This window comes from Mesorhizobium sp. WSM1497, assembly GCF_001672455.2.
Classification (GTDB): Bacteria; Pseudomonadota; Alphaproteobacteria; order Rhizobiales; family Rhizobiaceae; genus Mesorhizobium; species Mesorhizobium ciceri.
Genome location: NZ_CP021070.1, coordinates 2,497,599 through 2,515,423 on the forward strand (window position 1 = coordinate 2,497,599; position 17,825 = coordinate 2,515,423).

19 protein-coding genes are annotated in these 17,825 nt (G+C 62.1%); 10 read left to right on the forward strand and 9 right to left on the reverse strand.

Annotated elements, in window-relative coordinates; all coding sequences use genetic code 11:
- Positions 1-280: 280 nt before the first annotated feature.
- The 7 genes from A9K65_RS12140 (at position 281) to A9K65_RS12170 (ending at position 7,420) form a co-directional block, all read left to right on the forward strand.
- Positions 281-652 carry an RcnB family protein gene (locus A9K65_RS12140; protein WP_013530147.1) on the forward strand — a complete coding sequence of 124 codons (372 nt, stop codon included), beginning with the start codon at positions 281-283 and terminating at the stop codon, positions 650-652.
- A 140-nt stretch (positions 653-792) separates the two neighbouring features.
- On the forward strand, positions 793-2,730 hold the full coding sequence (gene dnaG / locus A9K65_RS12145) for a DNA primase (RefSeq protein WP_013530148.1): 1,938 nt from the start codon (positions 793-795) through the stop codon (positions 2,728-2,730).
- Between the two features lie 426 nt (positions 2,731-3,156).
- Positions 3,157-5,178, forward strand: a complete 2,022-nt coding sequence (rpoD, locus tag A9K65_RS12150; RefSeq protein ID WP_013530149.1) for an RNA polymerase sigma factor RpoD — start codon at positions 3,157-3,159, stop codon at positions 5,176-5,178.
- A 181-nt stretch (positions 5,179-5,359) separates the two neighbouring features.
- A complete protein-coding gene (locus tag A9K65_RS12155) occupies positions 5,360-5,653 on the forward strand; it encodes a GYD domain-containing protein (RefSeq protein ID WP_013530150.1) in 294 nt (97 codons plus the stop codon).
- A gap of 131 nt (positions 5,654-5,784) precedes the next feature.
- Positions 5,785-6,153: a DCC1-like thiol-disulfide oxidoreductase family protein gene (locus tag A9K65_RS12160; RefSeq protein ID WP_024505487.1), complete on the forward strand. Its 369-nt coding sequence runs from the start codon at positions 5,785-5,787 to the stop codon at positions 6,151-6,153.
- A 159-nt stretch (positions 6,154-6,312) separates the two neighbouring features.
- A complete protein-coding gene (locus tag A9K65_RS12165; protein ID WP_013530152.1) occupies positions 6,313-7,008 on the forward strand; it encodes a PadR family transcriptional regulator in 696 nt (231 codons plus the stop codon).
- A gap of 112 nt (positions 7,009-7,120) precedes the next feature.
- Positions 7,121-7,420 (forward strand): HlyU family transcriptional regulator, encoded by a 300-nt coding sequence (locus A9K65_RS12170; RefSeq protein WP_024505488.1) that lies wholly within the window; start codon positions 7,121-7,123, stop codon positions 7,418-7,420.
- A 147-nt stretch (positions 7,421-7,567) separates the two neighbouring features.
- Here A9K65_RS12170 and A9K65_RS12175 read toward each other — a convergent pair whose 3' ends face one another.
- Positions 7,568-8,338 (reverse strand): hypothetical protein, encoded by a 771-nt coding sequence (locus A9K65_RS12175; RefSeq protein WP_157678471.1) that lies wholly within the window; start codon positions 8,336-8,338, stop codon positions 7,568-7,570.
- Between A9K65_RS12175 and A9K65_RS35135 the strand changes: the two genes are divergently transcribed.
- Positions 8,328-8,600 (forward strand): hypothetical protein, encoded by a 273-nt coding sequence (locus A9K65_RS35135; protein WP_145923780.1) that lies wholly within the window; start codon positions 8,328-8,330, stop codon positions 8,598-8,600. The genes A9K65_RS12175 and A9K65_RS35135 overlap by 11 nt on opposite strands.
- Positions 8,601-8,648: 48 nt before the next feature.
- On the opposite strand, the gene A9K65_RS12180 is transcribed toward A9K65_RS35135, so the two are convergent.
- The 6 genes from A9K65_RS12180 to A9K65_RS12205 form a co-directional block, all read right to left on the reverse strand.
- Positions 8,649-8,858: a hypothetical protein gene (locus A9K65_RS12180; RefSeq protein ID WP_013530154.1), complete on the reverse strand. Its 210-nt coding sequence runs from the start codon at positions 8,856-8,858 to the stop codon at positions 8,649-8,651.
- 92 nt (positions 8,859-8,950) lie between these two features.
- Positions 8,951-9,586: an outer membrane lipoprotein carrier protein LolA gene (locus A9K65_RS12185; RefSeq protein WP_064994559.1), complete on the reverse strand. Its 636-nt coding sequence runs from the start codon at positions 9,584-9,586 to the stop codon at positions 8,951-8,953.
- 56 nt (positions 9,587-9,642) lie between these two features.
- Positions 9,643-9,906: a YMGG-like glycine zipper-containing protein gene (locus A9K65_RS12190; protein ID WP_013530156.1), complete on the reverse strand. Its 264-nt coding sequence runs from the start codon at positions 9,904-9,906 to the stop codon at positions 9,643-9,645.
- A gap of 118 nt (positions 9,907-10,024) precedes the next feature.
- Positions 10,025-10,411: a hypothetical protein gene (locus tag A9K65_RS12195; RefSeq protein WP_082826532.1), complete on the reverse strand. Its 387-nt coding sequence runs from the start codon at positions 10,409-10,411 to the stop codon at positions 10,025-10,027.
- A 320-nt stretch (positions 10,412-10,731) separates the two neighbouring features.
- Positions 10,732-11,934 (reverse strand): MFS transporter, encoded by a 1,203-nt coding sequence (locus tag A9K65_RS12200; protein ID WP_064994560.1) that lies wholly within the window; start codon positions 11,932-11,934, stop codon positions 10,732-10,734.
- A 126-nt stretch (positions 11,935-12,060) separates the two neighbouring features.
- A complete protein-coding gene (locus tag A9K65_RS12205) occupies positions 12,061-12,519 on the reverse strand; it encodes an Lrp/AsnC family transcriptional regulator (RefSeq protein ID WP_063168771.1) in 459 nt (152 codons plus the stop codon).
- A gap of 170 nt (positions 12,520-12,689) precedes the next feature.
- Between A9K65_RS12205 and A9K65_RS12210 the strand changes: the two genes are divergently transcribed.
- Complete coding sequence (locus A9K65_RS12210; protein ID WP_064994561.1) at positions 12,690-13,424, forward strand: AzlC family ABC transporter permease; 735 nt, start codon at positions 12,690-12,692, stop codon at positions 13,422-13,424.
- Entirely contained in the window at positions 13,421-13,720 is a 300-nt protein-coding gene (locus tag A9K65_RS12215; RefSeq protein WP_064994562.1) for an AzlD family protein, read from the forward strand. The genes A9K65_RS12210 and A9K65_RS12215 overlap by 4 nt, the downstream gene beginning before the upstream one ends.
- Before the next feature lie 6 nt (positions 13,721-13,726).
- Here A9K65_RS12215 and A9K65_RS12220 read toward each other — a convergent pair whose 3' ends face one another.
- Together A9K65_RS12220 and A9K65_RS12225 are read right to left on the reverse strand one after the other, a co-directional pair.
- Positions 13,727-16,300: a polynucleotide kinase-phosphatase gene (locus A9K65_RS12220; RefSeq protein WP_064994563.1), complete on the reverse strand. Its 2,574-nt coding sequence runs from the start codon at positions 16,298-16,300 to the stop codon at positions 13,727-13,729.
- A complete protein-coding gene (locus A9K65_RS12225; RefSeq protein ID WP_244514334.1) occupies positions 16,297-17,739 on the reverse strand; it encodes a 3' terminal RNA ribose 2'-O-methyltransferase Hen1 in 1,443 nt (480 codons plus the stop codon). The genes A9K65_RS12220 and A9K65_RS12225 overlap by 4 nt, the downstream gene beginning before the upstream one ends.
- Between the last annotated feature and the right edge of the window lie 86 nt (positions 17,740-17,825).

The following is a 17,825-nucleotide window of genomic DNA, read 5'->3' on the forward strand; positions in this document are numbered from 1 at the left end:
TATTTTAGCCGGATAATAAAATCTTGTCGATTTCAAGGGCCGTTGCCGCGCGACAGGCGGTGTCGGAAAATGGACGGACGCGCAAATGGTTGCATTGCTGGGCGGGCGCGAAGCGGCGGATAGGCCGAGTTTGCGGTGCGACTGGCTCCTGCCTTTGCGATCATGTTCAGCTTCCTTGGGTAAATCAAGGAATCCATTACATAATTGTAATGCGTGCGTTCAGTTTCGGTTCATCGATGGGCAGCTACTGCTTCGATATCGACAACCAAGGAGACTTCTCATGAAACGCATCGTCCTTTCCGCACTCGCTTTCTCGATGCTGGCCGCCACGTCGCTCACCGGCCAGGCCGCACCGCTGAATGCGCCGAACGCGCCGCAGTCGAACTACAGCCAGGTCGACTGGCAGAAGCCCGGCCACCACAGCGATGTGAGAAAGCGCGTTTACAAGAAGAAGGTCGTCGTCGTGAAGCGCAACAACTGGCGGCATGGCCAGAAATATTCCGGCTGGAAGCGCCATCAGCCGATCCGCGACTATGGCCGCTACGGCCTGCATCGCCCCGGCCGCGGCCAGGAATGGATCCGCGTCGGCAACGACTATGTGCTGGTCGGCATCCTCTCCGGCGTCATCTTCGGCGCGCTTGCCGCGCATTAATCGGCACCTGCCGGACATTGAAAAGGGAGGCGGCCCGCAACGGCCGCCTTTCTTTTTGCCTGTGGAAACCGGGTATGGCCCGCATTAAGGGTCGTCGGATTTCGCGGGCGTGATTATATAATCGGGAAACGAGTTCCCCGATGCGCTTTCCACCCGCCTTCCTCGACGAGATACGCGACCGCGTGCCGATTTCATCGGTGATCGGCCAGCGCGTCGCGTGGGACCGCAAGAAGACCAACGCACCGCGCGGCGACTATTGGGCCTGCTGCCCGTTCCACGGCGAGAAGAGCCCTTCCTTCCACTGCGAGGACAAGAAGGGCCGCTACCACTGTTTCGGCTGTTCGGTCTCGGGCGATCATTTCAAGTTCCTCACCGAACTGGACGGGATGAGCTTTCCCGAGGCGGTCGAGAAGATCGCCGACATGGCCGGGGTGCCGATGCCGGTCCGCGACGCGCAGGAGGAGCGGCGCGAAAAGGAACGCGCCAGCCTGACCGACGTCATGGAGATGGCGACCGCCTTCTTCCAGGAACGGCTGCAGGGACCGGAAGGCGCCAAGGCGCGTGCCTATCTGCGCGACCGCGGCCTGACGCCGGCGACGCAGCAATCGTTCCGGCTCGGTTTTGCGCCGGACAGCCGCAATGCGCTGAAGGAGCATCTCGCCGCCAGGGGCGTGCCGAAAGCCGATATCGAGGCCTGCGGACTGGTGCGCCACGGCGACGACATCCCGGTTTCCTATGACTGGTTCCGCGACCGCATCATGTTTCCGATCCCGGATTCCAGGGGGAAGATCATCGCCTTTGGCGGCCGCGCGCTGCAGCCCGATGCGCTGGCCAAATACATGAACTCGCCCGACACCGAGCTCTTCCACAAGGGCAACGTGCTTTATAATTTCGCCCGCGCTCGCAAGGCCTTGGCCAAGGGCGGCACGGTCATCGCCGTCGAAGGCTATATGGATGTCATCGCGCTGGCGCAGGCCGGCTTCGAGAATGTCGTGGCGCCGCTCGGCACCGCGCTCACCGAGAACCAGCTCGAGCTGCTGTGGCGCATGGCGCCGGAGCCGATGTTGTGCTTCGACGGCGACAAGGCCGGGTTGAAGGCCGCGTGGCGGGCCGCCGACATGGCGCTACCGTCGGTGCAGGCCGGGCGCTCGGCGCGTTTCGCGCTGCTGCCGGAAGGCAAGGATCCCGACGACCTCGTCAAGGCCGAAGGACCGGATGCGTTTCGTAGCGTGCTGGCCGAGGCGCGGCCGCTGGTCGACCTTTTGTGGATGCGTGAGACGGCGGGCGGCGTCTTCGATACACCGGAGCGGCGGGCCGAGCTCGAGAAGACGCTGCGCGAACTGACCAGCCGCATCCGCGATGAAAGTCTCCGCTACCATTATCAACAGGAGATGCGCGAGCGCGTGTTGAGCTTCTTCGGCTCGCAGCGCAGTGGGCGTCAGGATGGCGGCCGGCCAGGTCAGCGCGGCCAGGGCAAGGCAGCCGCTCCCGGCGGGCAGTTCGCCAAGAGCGGTGGCGGCCGCATTGCGATCACCGAAAGTCTCGGCCAGTCGGCTTTGGTCAAACGCGGCGGCGAGGGGATGTCGGTGCGCGAGGCGACGATCATCGTCGCATTGGTCAACCATCCGGCACTGATCGACGAGAATTTCGCCCATATCGAGTTTCTCGATCTTGCCAACTCCGATCTAAGGCGGCTGCATGCGGCAATCCTCGATGCAATGGCGCATGACATGGCCAATGATCGGCAGGCGGTGATTGCGACGATCGAACGCGCCGGCTGCGCCGAGATCTGGGAGCGGGCCGTCGGCCTGATCCGGCGAATGCGGCAATGGCCGGCGCTGGAGACCGCCGCCCTCGAAGATGCCCGCGATGCTTTCAGCCAGGCGCTGCACTTGCAGCGCAGCGCGCGCACCTTACATAAGGAACTGAAACAGGCGGAAGCGGCGCTCGCCACCGATCCCACAGACGAAAACTACCGGCACCTGATCGAAATTCAGGCGCAATTCCAGGATGTGCAAGCCACGGAAGCGCTGATCGAAGGGTTTGGCGTCTCCTCGGGCAGGGCAGGGCGAGCTTAGTTGGAAGCGAGTGAATTGAGAAAGCGTCGTTGCGCGTCGAAATGGCGCGTAACGGGCTAAGTCGGGTAATTGATTCGCTTTTTTCATGCGAATCATGCGAGAGGCGCTTGACCTTCTGGCAGATTGGCGGAATCAGGACGATTCGAAACGTTAACCCGAACCCGCGTCGACGGGAAATAAGCGATGTGAGGTACTGGTCACTGGACAGGCAGCCCGCCTGCCACAGATATCAGGGTTAATCTGGACTTAATGGATGTCGCCCAAAAAGGGGAAACCCGGTTTTGGGGCAACGACATACACCAAACGAAACGAGTTGATGCAGTTACTGGCCCGGTGAAGCGCGTTTCATAAGCGAGCGCATCCGATTTGACTGGTCCGACAGCTTACGCGGCTTTGAAGTTCGGCCGCTAGGAGAAGATAAAGACTATGGCGACAAAGGAAAAGGAAGAGGTCGAAACCGAACGCGAAGGCGCCACCGATGGCCCTCTGCTCGACCTTTCCGATGATGCTGTCAAGAAGATGATCAAGGCCGCCAAGAAGCGCGGCTATGTCACCATGGACGAGCTGAATTCGGTGCTGCCCTCAGAGGAAGTGACCTCCGAGCAGATCGAGGACACGATGGCGATGCTGTCCGACATGGGCATCAACGTGGTCGAGGACGACGAGCAGGGCGAGGAGCCCGAGGCCGCCGACACCGCGGCCGATGCCGAGGAAGACGCCAACGAGCTGGCTGAGCAGACCGGCACCGCGGTCGCCGCCACCACCACCAAGAAAGAACCGACCGATCGCACCGACGATCCGGTGCGCATGTATCTGCGCGAGATGGGCTCGGTGGAGCTTTTGTCGCGCGAGGGCGAAATTGCCATCGCCAAACGCATCGAGGCCGGCCGCGAGACGATGATCGCGGGTCTGTGCGAAAGCCCGCTGACCTTCCAGGCCATCATCATCTGGCGCGACGAACTCAACGAATCCAAGATCCTGCTGCGTGAGATCATCGATCTCGAAGCCACCTATGCCGGCCCCGAGGCCAAGCAGGCGCCGGTGGTCGAGCGCGTCGAGGAAGCCAAGGTCGAGGACAAGCCGCGCCGTTCGCGCGACGACGAAGACGACATCACCAATGTCGGCGCCGATACGCGTGGGCTGACGGATGACGACGACGAAGACGAGGACGAAGCGAGCCTGTCGCTGGCCGCGATGGAAGCGGAACTCCGCCCGCAGGTGATGGAAACGCTCGACGTTATCGCCGACACCTACAAAAAGCTGCGCAAGCTGCAGGACCAGCAGGTCGAGAACCGTCTGGCCGCCGCCGGCACGCTGTCGCCCAGCCAGGACCGCCGGCTGAAGGAACTGAAGGACCAACTGATCAAGGCGGTGAAGTCGCTGTCGCTCAACACGGCGCGCATCGAGGCGCTGGTCGAGCAGCTCTACGACATCAACAAGCGCCTGGTGCAGAACGAAGGCAAGCTGCTCAGGCTCGCCGAAAGCTACGGCGTACGCCGCGAGGAGTTCCTGAAGGAGTATCAGGGCTCCGAGCTCGACCCGAACTGGACGCGCTCGATCGGCAACCTGACCTCGCGCGGCTGGAAGGAATTCACCAAGAACGAGAAGGATGCGATCAAGGACCTGCGCGCCGAGATCCAGAACCTCGCCACCGAAACGGCGATCTCGATCCTGGAATTCCGCAAGATCGTCAACCAGGTGCAGAAGGGCGAGCGCGAAGCGGCGATCGCGAAGAAGGAAATGGTCGAGGCCAATCTGCGCCTCGTCATCTCAATCGCCAAGAAATACACCAATCGCGGCCTGCAGTTCCTCGACCTGATCCAGGAAGGCAATATCGGCCTGATGAAGGCGGTCGACAAATTCGAATACCGCCGTGGTTACAAGTTCTCGACCTACGCGACGTGGTGGATCCGGCAGGCGATCACGCGTTCGATCGCCGATCAGGCGCGCACCATCCGCATTCCGGTGCACATGATCGAAACGATCAACAAGATCGTGCGCACCTCGCGCCAGATGCTGCACGAGATCGGCCGCGAGCCGACGCCGGAAGAACTGGCCGAAAAGCTTGCCATGCCGCTCGAAAAGGTGCGCAAGGTCTTGAAGATCGCCAAGGAGCCGATCTCGCTCGAAACGCCGGTCGGCGACGAGGAGGATTCGCACCTGGGCGATTTCATCGAGGACAAGATGGCGATCCTGCCGATCGACGCGGCGATCCAGGCCAATCTGCGCGAGACCACCACGCGCGTGCTGGCCTCGCTGACGCCGCGCGAGGAGCGCGTGCTCAGAATGCGCTTCGGTATCGGCATGAACACCGACCACACGCTGGAAGAAGTCGGCCAGCAGTTCTCGGTTACCCGCGAGCGTATCCGCCAGATCGAAGCCAAGGCGCTGCGCAAGCTCAAGCACCCGAGCAGGTCGCGCAAGCTGCGCAGTTTCCTGGATAGCTGAGACTTACCGATGCAAAGAGTTCAAGGGCGCCGATGGCGCCCTTTTTTGTTTGTGGGGCGCACTCTTGCGGGCCAGGCCCTTCGGGAGGATAATTTCGCTGTCGGATGCATTTCTGGGCGATAAGCCGGATGCCCGCCCCGGCGAAGCCGCCGTGCTCCGTGGCCCCGGAGGGAGGTGTGCCATGACAAGCTACATCGTGCTGATGAACTGGACGGAGCAGGGTGCCAGAAACGTGCGCGAGTCACCGAAGCGGCTCGACGCCGCCAGAAAGCAGCTGGGAGACATGGGCGGATCGTTCAAGGCGTTCTACCTGACCATGGGCGAATACGACATGGTGGCGGTGGTCGAAGCGCCCGACGACGCGGTGCTGGCGCGCTTCTCGCTGATGCTGGCGGCAGCCGGCAATGTCAGGACGCGGACGCTGAAGGCCTTTCCCGAATTAGCCTACCGCGAGATCGTCACCTCGCTCGGATAAAGCCCGTAGCGGAAGGGCCGGACCGGCTGGCCCGATACATTCTCCTTCGCGCGAGCGACCGAGCGACGTCTTGACGGCGCCCGATCGTTCGTGGTCCTTCAAGTTTGCGCTACCAACCAAATGCCGGAACTATGCTGACCGTCTGGTACAACACGCGCTGCCCGGTCTGCGATGCCGGGATCAGCAGGCAGAAGCGGCGGCTGATCGAAGCGATCAAGGCTGGGCGGATCGAGTTCCGAGACATCAATCTTGAACCGGCAGCGCTAGCCGGATTTGGCGCGTCGCTTGAGGATATCCGCCGCCGGCTGCACGCCACCGATGCCGAGGGCCGACTGCTGGTCGGCGCCGATGTCGCCATCGCGGTATGGAAGGTCACGCCGGGCGAGGGCTGGTTGGCGACGCTGTTCGGCAATCCGGTTGCCTTGCCGCTGACACGCTTTGCCTACGATCGCTTTGCCGATCTTCTCTATGCCTGGAACCGGCGCATGGGGCGCTGGTAGCCGAATTTATCGGTGGCCGCCGTTCGCAACGAAGCGGCCGAGACTGGAAAATCGAGCCCGCTGGTGCTGCATTCAGATACATCGTAAGATATATCTTGACTCCATCGATTGACTTGCCTAATTAAGATATATCGTAAGATACAACTCAAGGAGCAATCAATGCACAAACACAATCATTTCGGGCGCGGTCATTTCGGCGAGCGCATGTTCATGCACATGGCCGGCAAATTCGGTGGCAGAGGGGGCGGCGGCTTTGGCCCGTTCGGCCACGGCGGCCGTGGTGGCGGGCGCGGCGGTCCGGGCGACATGTTCCGCGCCGGACGCATGCTGGCCGACGGCGACCTCAAGCTGATCACGCTGTCGCTGCTGGCCGAAGCGCCGCGTCACGGCTACGACATCATCAAGGCCCTGGAAGAGCGCACCAGCGGCATCTACAGCCCGAGCCCGGGCGTGGTCTACCCGACGCTGACCTTCCTGGAAGAGGCCGGCTATGCCGCCTCCGCCGCCGACGGCAACAAGAAGGTGTTTTCGATCACCGAGGCGGGCCAGGCGCATCTCGCCGACAACCGCGAGATGATCGACGGCGTGCTCGACCATCTCGAGCGCTTCGGCCGCAAAATGGCCAAGGCGCGCGACTGGTTCGGCTGGAACGACGAGAGCGAAGAGGGCGGGCGTCGTGGCGGCCGCGGTGGCCGCGGGGATCGTTCGGAAGCGCGCGACGAATTCCGCGCAGTCCGTCACCGGCTGCGCGCGGCTCTGGGCGACTTCGTCGACGCCCCGGCCGACAAGCAGGCCGAGGCCATCGCCATCCTCGAAGCCGCCGCCGAGGCGCTGGAAGCGCTGTCGCACAAGTAAGCTCGTCCAGCCGACCGGACGCAGCCCTTGCCCGCTGGCCCAAGGACCGATAGTGAAATTCATCCCGCGTCACTCTACATGGTGCGGGATGAATGCTGTTGGAGGAAGTCCGATGTCTTTTCTGAAGCGTCTTTTCGGCGGTGGCGGCGGCGGAACCCAGACGGCTGAGCCGACGAGTGCAGCGCCAGCCAAGCAGGTCGAGCACAAGGGCTTTCTGATCAGCGCCACGCCCTACAAGGCCGATGGCCAGTACCAGACCTGCGGCGTCGTCTCCAAGGAGATCGACGGCGTGGTGAAGGAACACAAATTCATCCGCGCCGACCGCTTTGCCGGGCTCGACGACGCCGTCGACATCTCGATCAAGAAGGGCATCCAACTGGTCGACGAGCAGGGCGATCGGGTTTTTGGATAGGCAGGACCGGTCGGAGCGAAAGTCTTCGGCATCTCGCAATGAGCCCAACCGATCAGCGTGAAGATGCTGTCAAGCGTGTTGGGAACGCCAAACAAGGCCTGGTCTCCGCAATGCCATCAAAGCCGGCTCACTCTACAGGCCGCCTTGCTATGGCAGTAAATGCATGAGTTCGTCCGGCATTGTGGTAACCGCCGGCACTGGAGTAGCCGCCGGCGTGGGATCGGCCGGATCGGCAACATTCGTTCCACCGATGACGTAGCCCGGTTCTTCCGAGTACGAGTAGACTTTCGTTATGATGCCTGATTTGAGCGCTTCAGCGTCCCAGACGTTATAAAGGCCCTGCGGCGTTGCCAGCCCCATCATGGCGAACACATCGGCGCTGTTGACGCCCATTTCGTCGAAATAGTCGGACAGCAACTGCTTCAGCGCCGGATCAGGCACCGTCGAAATCTCATCAAGGCTTCTTCTGCCGTTGTGCATTCGGGGTGTCTTCCGGCCGTTCGTTATCTGATGGACGGCGATCCGGGCATTGGCAGCTGCGGCGCGGACCTTGCCCCCAGCCAAGGCCCATGGGCAGGCCGAGAAACAGTACGCCCCACCAGAATGAACTTCCCCTTCCGACCAGCCGTTCCTGACCATCTTTTGCGGACAGCGTGGCACCAGCATCGGGCAGCCGTTCAACTGCGTCCTGCCTATCGCAGTTTCGAGGCCGGCGGCGCGGATCATGTGTCCCATTTCGAGCGCCGCATCCACGTTCCCGCCGCCAGACTGAAACACGACAGGAAGCCTTTCTCCCTTCAGTTTCCGCAGAAATTTCTCAAATTGCCTGGCGGTATCAGGTTTTATTATGCCCTCGGCAGATATCCATTGGACGCAGTTGACGTTGCAATCGCCGTTCCGAACCAGAATGAAGTTCATCGGCCATTCTTCGGGCGCTTTCTGCTTTGCGACGGCCGATGCAGTTGCAGTCAAGGCGACAAAGGCGATCAAGCAAAAGGTTACCAGCGGACCCAGGCGAGTTGTCACGATGAAAAGCCCCACTTACCGACGAATAACTACTATCGCCTTAGGTCTGTCTGATACAACCTTCTTTAACTCTCCGCTCGACGACGCCGTCGACATCTCGATCAAGGAGGGCATCCAGTTGGTCGACGAGCAGGGCGATCGGATTTTTGGGTAGGCAGGACCACCTCTCCGCTGGAGGTCGCAGATCGCGACCGCCAGCGGGTCAATTCGTCCTGGCGGGATCGATCGTCATCAGGCGTGCCCTTGCCTCGATCAGGTGCCTTTGCGCGGCCCTTATCCGGCTGCACAATGCCAAATTGAGGGCGACGCCACCTTCCTCATCCAGCAAGTCGTTCGCGCACTTCAAAGAGTGCTCAGCTCTCCTTATACGCAGTCTGGCTTTGGCCGCTTCCATGCTGTGAATTTCAATCATTGCGCCGCGTCCTTTGCGGTTCCGGTCCCTTCATGGACTAAACCGCTGGCAATCGCATTGGTTCCGGCCAGGGAATATGCCCGCGGCTTCGGCTATTTCGTTGTCGTGTTGAATTCACGGTTTGCCGTGTAGTCGATCACGAAGGTGCCCTCGGGAGCGCGAACGCCCTGCTTCACATTTGATATAGTCACCGTTGTGGTAAGTCCCTTCTCGTCGGTGAGGCTCCATCTGCGCAGATCGAGAGATTTACTGTCGAACACCATGGAGATGCTCGAATTGCCGAAGGTCGATCTGTCGGCCAGCTTGACGGTAACTTGGGCGCCATCGTTCCTGACGCTTTTCACGCGATTGCCGGAGAAGTCGACCTTATTGTCGAGCAGCAGCTTAAGCGGCGTCTTCGAGAGAGCATAAAGCCGCGATGTCTTCAGCTTTCTGTTATAAACCACCAGGGATTTGCCATCTGCAATCACGCTGATTCCTGATTGGCCTGCATAGTTGAATCGGATCTTGCCGGGGCGTTGTAGAAAAAACCTGCCACGGGTCCTTTCCGCATTTGGACCCGACTGGACGAAGTCCCCGGACATGGACTTTACCGATGAGAGGTGATCGGCAATCGTCTTGGCATCAACAGGCGCGGCGGAGATCGCGGCGGTGGATGCCGCATACATCGCGGCAGCGCTGGCAACGGCGAACCAGCAACCCAGCAGTACTTTGATCCGATAGCCCATCGCTTATCCCACCTCCGGAGCAGGCGCGTGATCGAAAGAGATCACGCGCCTCCAGGTCAGTAACCCTCCGGGCATCGTGCAACGTAAACCCGGCCATACTGATCGCGATATCTGCACTGGCCGGCTTCGCTGGCGTGCCCGATGACGGCCCCGGCTATCGCGCCAACCGCACCGCCAACAACCGCCCCTTGCACAGGATCGCCGGCCACCGCGGCGCCTACCGCTGCGCCACCCAAGCCGCCGACGGCAGCGCCTTGTTCGGTACGGGAGCACGCCGAGAGCGGAATGAGCAGGCTCAAAATGAGCAGCGTCTTTTTCATTGGTTCTCTCCTGGGCTACTATTAGCCAAAGCTTAAATGCTCAAGAAAGCTTTTCGATCCATCGTGGGTTGCCTGTCCTGCAAGCGCCGGGCCGTGGCGGACCCGTGTGCCCTCCGGCTCAAACGCCTGCAATCGCCAAAAGCCAGGCCAGGATATCGAGCAGCAGAAACAGCAGCGCAATCTGCAGCGCCACCCGCAGCCGCTGGATAATTCGCCAGTTGCCGGCCATGTCCGCCTTGATGCGAAGCGCAAGCGCGCGGCGCATGGCCGACATCGTCGTCGGCCTGTCGCCGTCGACATATTGATCAAGCAACTCTTCGGGATCGAAGCGGAATGTGTATTGGTGGTAGGGCCAAAGCATGAAGACGATCAGCCCGCCAATGCCGAACAGCAGGGCCACCGCAATCCAGTCCCAAGGCCCAAGCCCGTTGGAAAGGGCCGCACCGCCAAGCAACGAGTTTGCGAAGGCGGTGGCGAAGACAAGGCTGCCGGCGCGGCTGCTCATGTTCTCCACAAGGGTTTGCTGTTGCGTGAGACCTCTCACTGCTTCCTGATAAATGAATGCAAGACGCGGATCGTCGTCGGTAACAGCGCTTGCGGCAATTCTGTTGCTTTCGCTTCCACTCGGATGTTCGACCATCAGGATGTCCTCTCTGGCGTGGACTGGATGCGCGAGCTCAGTCGAGATCGCTTGGTGCAAACGTTGGCCGTAAGCTGCCTCGCGCAAAGGGGGAACAGGTGAAACAGGGGACAGGATCCGCAGTGAACCGAACGGGCCAGGCTGATTGCGCGCCTGGCCAGCAAGGTTTGGGAAATCGACGCGGACTAAGCCGGCTGCAACTCCCTGCGCGGCAGTGGCGGGAACGCGATGGCGATGCCGACCGCCCCGAGCCCGATAAGAGCCGAGCCGATGAACAGCCAGGAATAGTTGGCGTAGGCGTCGAACACCATGCCGCCGGCAAGCGGGCCCAGCGCCATGCCGAGGCTGGACAGCATGGTGGCGGCGCCGAACACGGTGCCGAGGATGCGCTGGCCGAAATATTCGCGCGCCAGCACCGCATAGAGCGGCATGACGCCGCCATAGGTGGCACCGAAGATAACGGCCAGCATGTAGAACTGCTCAAGCCGGCTGATCGAGAGATAGGCGGCAATGACGATCGCCTGGATCGCCAGGCCCGCGATCAGCACCGGCTTGACGCCCAGCCGGTCGGCCAGCACGCCGTAGAAGAGCCGGCCGCCGAGGCCTGCCAGGCCTTCGACACTGTAGATCGAGACCGCTGCCATGGGGGCGACGCCACACAGCATGGCATAGCTGACCATATGGAAGATCGGGCCGGAATGCGCCGCACAGCAGGCAAAGAAGGTCAGCCCCAGCACGATGAACTGCGGTGAGCGCAGCGCCTTGCCGACCGTCAGGCCGGCGCCTTCGGCAACCGGCGCGGAGCCGGTATCGGCCATGACGGGCTTCGGTGGTTGGCGCACCAGCAGCACCGCCGGCAACAGCAATAGCCAGGCGGTAATGCCGATGTCGAACATGGCGGTGCGCCAGCCATAGGCGGAGATCAGCCAGCGGGCGAAGGGCGAAATCGTCATCGGCGCCACGCCCATGCCGGCCGAGACCAGCGAGACGGCGAGGCTGCGGTTGGTGTCGAACCAGCCTGTGGTCAGCGCGATCATCGGCGCGAAAAAGGCGCTTGCCGCGAGGCCGACCAGCACGCCATAGGTAATCTGGAAGCTCAGCAGCGAACCGGCCCGGCTGGCCAGCACCAGCGCCAGCCCGAGCAGAACCGCGCCGGTCATCACGACGATGCGGGCGCCAAAACGGTCCGATATCGCGCCCCAGGCGAAGCCGCCGAGGCCCATCACCAGGAAGTTGAGCGTCATGGCGCTCGAAATGCCGGCGCGCGACCAGTTGGTGTCGATCGCCATCGGCTCGAGAAAGATCGCCAGCGAAAACATCGTCCCGATGGCGACACAGGACATCAGCGCGCCAGCCGCGACGATGACCCAACGATAGGAAAAGCTCATTCAAATCTCCCATGCCAGAGGGCAGCGCTCAGCGCTGCTTGCATCCGAAGGACGCCGGCAGCGAGGCTGATCCTACAATCCGGTTGCATTTTTTATCCAGTCTGGCCCGACGCCGTTTTCAGCAGATCAGACCGGCAGTTCCGACGTGTATTTGATCGTCTGGCTGGGGACGTCGGTTTTGACGTTCTGCACGCCCTTGATGCGGCTCAGATGCTCCGACTGGAAGCGGCGGTAGTCGTCGATGCCGGCCGCCACCACGCGCACCATGGCGTCGCAATCGCCGAGCATCAGGTAGCACTCCATCACCTGCGGCAGCTTGGCGACTTCGGTGGCGAAATGCTCGATCGTGTCCTCGTCCTGCGTTTTCAGCCAGATGCGGGTGAAGAAGGTTAGGCCTTTGCCGATGCTGGCCGGGTTGAGCACGGCGACGTAGCGGTCGATGACACCGGCTTCCTCCAGCAGCTTCACGCGACGCAGGCAAGGCGATGGCGACAGCCCGACCTCATTGGCCAGATCATTGTTGGCCATGCGGCCGTCGCGCTGCAGCGCCCGCAGAATCCGCTTGTCGATCTCATCCAGCTTCATGGCTACAGATTCCATCTATTCGAAAATTTGTAACATAAAATGCCAGAATTGGGCGAAATACAACAATCTCCGCAACCAAATTGCGGACCGATTTCGGTATGTTTGCTGCCGACATCAGTTGATTTCAAACGCAGGGAAGCGGCGGCCGCGAGGTCAGCCGATGAAGACACATGAGCATTTTACAGGCAGTCGAGACGGTGGCAGATGGTTCGAAATCCGAATTCCGCCGTGGCGTGGCGTCCTGCGCGCCGGTGCTGTTCGGCACCATCCCTTATGCGCTGGTGCTTGGCGCCCAGGCCACGCAGAAAGGCTTGAGCACGGTCGAACTGTCTGCCATGACAGGGCTGAACTTCGCCGGCGGTTCGGAATTCGCGGCGATCCAGTTGTGGACGTCGCCGCCGAACATCGTGCTCATCGTCGCCATCACCTTCCTGGTCAACAGCCGTCACCTGCTGATGGGTGCGGCACTGGCGCCGTTCCTGCGCGACCTGCCACGGCGCAAGGTGTTTCCGGCGCTTTTCCTTATGTGCGATGAAAGCTGGGCGCTGGGCTTGGCCGATGCCAAACAGCGTACTGCTGCCGGCATTACGCCGGCCTTTAGCCCGCGCTACTATATGGGCGCGGCGCTGGCGATGTATCTCACCTGGGTGGCCTTCACCACGCTGGGTGCCTTGCTCGGTCCGATGCTCGGCCATGTCGAGACCTATGGTTTTGACATGGCGTTCCCGGCTGTCTTCCTGGTGCTGATGCGCGGCATGTGGACGGGTATGGCGGCGGCGCGGCCCTGGCTGGTCAGCCTGGTCGTTGCAGCACTGGTCTATCTCTTCGTTCCCGGTGCCTGGTATGTCGCCGCCGGCGCCATGTCGGGTCTGGTCGCGGCCTGGCTGATGGCAGGTGATGCATGATCGATGCAACGACCCTTTTCACCATCGTGCTGATGGCCGGCGTCACTTATCTGACGCGGATCGGCGGCTATGTCGTCCTGCGCAACCGCACGCTGGGCGCCCGTGCCACGGCTGTGATGGAAGCTGCGCCCGGCTGCGTGCTGATCTCTGTCATCGCACCGGCCTTCGTATCGAAGTCCCCGGCGGATCTTCTGGCGCTGGCTGTTACTCTGGCAGCCGCCACGCGGTTTTCCATGCTGCCGACCGTGCTGATCGGGGTCGCTTCGGCGGGGTTGCTCAGGCATTTCATTGGGTAGTCTAGACTACAGCCTTGGATCTATTGGCTCGCTCTCCAGCGCCAGGACGCCGAAAACACACTCGTGGACACGCCGTAGGGGCTGCCTGGCGACAAACCGCTTCAGCGCCTCGTGACCGAGCGCGAACTCCCGGAGCGCCAGACTACGCTTGCCACCTAAGCCTCGTTCCCGCAGGCGCACGAGATTGTCCGGTGCGTCGTATTCAGGGCCATATATGATGCGCAGATACTCCCGGCCGCGCACCTTCAGCGCCGGCTGGATAACCCCCTTCTTGTTCCGGCTGACGAAGTCGCGCGGCTTCACCACCATGCCTTCGCTTCCCGAGCCGGTCAGCGTCTCCCACCAGGCAACAGCCTCGGCACAAGCGCCGGCGTCGGCCAGATCTACCACCCGCCATTGTGTTCGCGTTACCACGCCGGCAGCCAGGCGCTCTGCAAGTGTCATGTGCCAAACGTGGTCATGATCGAACCAGACACGTCCCTCGCTGGCGAGCAGGTGGAATGGTGCGACCTTCAGGTCCTCGATGCCCGAGACAGGCCACACGTAAGGCGCCCAAGCGGTAGCGTATCTGGCCGCGCGCGCGGCCCGGTCCTCAAGGCGAGCGTCCAGCGAGGCCGCATCGATGCCACGCGCCATCGCACGGGCCAGCGCCTCGCGACTGGCTTGGAGGCCTGCGGCCGCAGACGTCGCTACTGGTGCATACTGGCTTTCAATCAGGCTGCTGGCCTTGGCCGACCAGGGCATGATCTCGGCGTCCAGCAGCAGCCAATCGCTGTTCAATTCCTTCCATAGGTCCACAGCCTCGACTCTGGCGCGGAGGCGGGCGAGCAGGCCCTCCGTCATGCCAGTGCCGTTGAAAAAGGAGCGTCCGGTCCGGGTCCAGATCGCGCCGGTCTCGTCGCCAGGGACCCCGAACCGGTCGCGCGCCGCCTGTGCGTCTCGGCACAGCGCGATGACTGCCCGCGAACCCATGTGCTTCTCCTCGCAAACGATTTGGGTGACGCCACGCTCGCGGAAATGGGCGAAGGCCTCCTCGGGGCGCTCCAGCCAGCCGCTTTGGCTGCTGGTCTCCGATGGCGACATCGTCGGTGGCAGATACATCAACCACTGCGGCGACAATGCGAAACGGCTCATCACCTCAAGTGCTGCCGACGCGTTCTCCTCGGCCACAACGACCCGGCCCCTCAGTTCGGTCTCGATCCAACGTCGACCGGAGACATCCTCATAGTCGAGCACCCCGTCGGCGTCGGCCTGTGCCGATCTGCCCAGACCGGAGGACCCACCTAGTGGGCGCACCGGTTCGGACCAAGTCTGGATTGCCGGCACCTCGACCAGTTCGCGTTCCGGCCAGCGCAAGGCCGTCAGTTTGCCGCCGAACACGCAACCGGTGTCGATACACAGCGTGTTGTTGACCCATTCGGCCGACAGCACCGGCGTGTGCCCGTAGACCACGGCGGTCTTGCCGCGATAGGCGGCAGTCCAATCGGCACGGACGGGCAGGCCGAATTCGTCGATTTCGCCAGTGGTTTCGCCATAGAGGGCGAACTCGCGCACAGCGCCGGAGCCACGTCCGATCATCTCTTCCTTGAGGCCGGCATGGGCGACGGCGAGGCGTCCGTCATCCAGCCAGACGTGGCTGCGCAGGCTGTCGAGGAAGGCCGGCAAAGCCTCTCGCAGGCCGCGATCCTGAGCGTCCAGCTGATCGATGGTTTGTTGCAGGCCGTGGGCAATCGTCACCTTGCGGCCCTCCAGCCAGCGGCTGAGCTTGCGTTCGTGATTGCCCTGGACACAGTAGGCGGCTCCGGCCGCGACCATGCTCATGGCGATGCGCAAGGTGTCGGGCACGTTGGGACCGCGATCGACGAGGTCGCCGACAAAGACGATCTTGCGGCCTTCCGGCGGTGTCACAGCGACGATTCGTTCGCCATGATCCTCGGACCAGGCGACGCTGTAACCGAGTTGAGCGAGCAAGGCCTGAAGTTCATCGGCGCAACCGTGGATGTCGCCTATGATATCGAACGGACCGTGGTGGTCGCGCTTGTCGGTCCACAATGGCTGGCGCGTGACCCTGGCGGTGTCGATACTGGCCTCGCTGGTAAGCTTCCAGACCTGGCGGAAACCTTCGCGTTGCAGCCCGCCGAGGCCCTTGCGAATTTCGGTGGTCATGCGCTGGACCACGCCGGCGCCGAACGGCCGGTCGGGTCGCAACGCGTTGCGAGCGACGCAGACGTCGACACCTGGATCGATGACCACGGCGACCGGCAAGGTGTGCCACTTGCGCGCAAGTTCGATCCAGGCCTTGCGGTCAGCGGCTCGCACGTTGGTGGCATCGATGACGGCCAGCTTGCGATACTTGAGCCGTTTGCTGGCAATCTCGCGCGCCAAATCGAAGGCATCTGCCGAGACATCCTGATCAGTCTCGTTGTCGCTGACTAGCGCGCGGCAGCGATCCGAGGAGATGATTTCTGTCGGCAGGAAGTGCCTGGCGGCGAAGGTCGACTTGCCTGATCCCGTCGATCCGATCAGCACGACCAGGGCGAAGTCAGGGATGGCGAGATCGGTCTTGTCGGGCTCTCTCATCGGGTGAACACCGCCATCTGTGTCGGCGCCCCCAGGACTGGGTGCACGGCTCCGATGTCGCTGAATGCGGCGCTGTAGCCATAGGCCTTGCCGATCCGGGCCGCCCAGGCTTCAAACCGAACGCGGCTCCATTCGAAACGGTGATCCGGATGGCGAAAGGCGCCGGGAGCCAGATTGGGAAACAAGGCGTTATAATCGGCGTTGGGCGTGGTCACGATCACGGTTTTGGGCGCCGTCTCGCCGAAGACAACACGTTCGATCAGGGGCAATCTGTCTTCGTCGAGATGCTCGATGACCTCCACCAACACGGCAACATCAGCTTCTGCCCAGCGGCTGTCGCGATATGTCAGCGATCCATGCATCAGCGTGACACGGCCTTCGGGCGGTCCGCCGAACTCGTTCAGCTTGAGACGCTTGGCAGCCCGTTCCAGCTCACGAACGGCAGGGTCGAGTCCGAACATCTTGTGGACCCATCGTTCGCGCACGAGCCGATAGAGAAGCTTGCCTTCGCCGCATCCCAGATCTGCAATACTGGTCGCGCCGGTCGCGCGGATGGCTCGGACCACAGCGTCCATGCGCAGGTCATTCAGTCGGATGGGCGCCTCGAGCGCTTCCTCGGGCGCAATCCGGGCTTCGGGAGGCAGGGCCTCACCAGCCGTCTCGGGAGCCAGTCGCTCTAGGGCGATGCGGGCCAACGCACCCCGGTTGCGCAGATAACGGCGCACGATTAGGTCTTTGGCTGGGTGGTTTTCCAGCCAGCCTTCGCCTTTGGACAGCAGCTTGTCGATCTCGGCCTCGCCAACCCAGTAGTGCTTGGCGTCGTCCATCACCGGGATCAGGACATAGAGGTGATTGAGCAGGCTGCTTAGCCGGCCGGTGCCGGTCAGCCTAAGATGACCGTATCGGGGGCCGCCTGTGTTGGATCCAATAGTTTCGATCGGCGTCAGGTCAACGGACCATCCCAAGGGTTCGAACAGACCCCGCACGAGAGCCTCGCCGCCGCGCATCGGCAGCGGGGTCACCACGGTTTCGAGCGGCAGGTCGCTGTCGGCCAGTTGCTGGCGTTCCTTTGATATGCCGGTCATCGCGGTTCGCAGCGCCTTATTCAATGCCACTGACAGGAAGGACGATGCCGCATACGGGCGGTCGTTCACATACTGGTCCAACAAGCCTTCTGCCTGCCCCTTGCCTCGCACTAGCCCTATAGGGTCGACGTCTAGCAGAAGTACGGCCTCGCAACGCTCGTCGGTCGCTTCCGGATAGAACAGCCAAGCCTTGCCGAAGGATAGGTCAGTCTCGTGCAGACGTTCGGGGTGCTTGTGCAGCAAGAAGCCGAGATCTGTGGCCGGACGTTGCGTTGTAGCGACGGAAAGGAACATCGGCGACCGATAACGCAGAACAGCAGAATAACCAATGGCGTTGCGCTGCAATTTATCCAACGCAATACATCCATTTTCCACACGTAACTTTGTCGCGCCGCCAAGAAAAAGGCAGGCGCGTACGCGCCTGCCTTTTTTCAATTTCG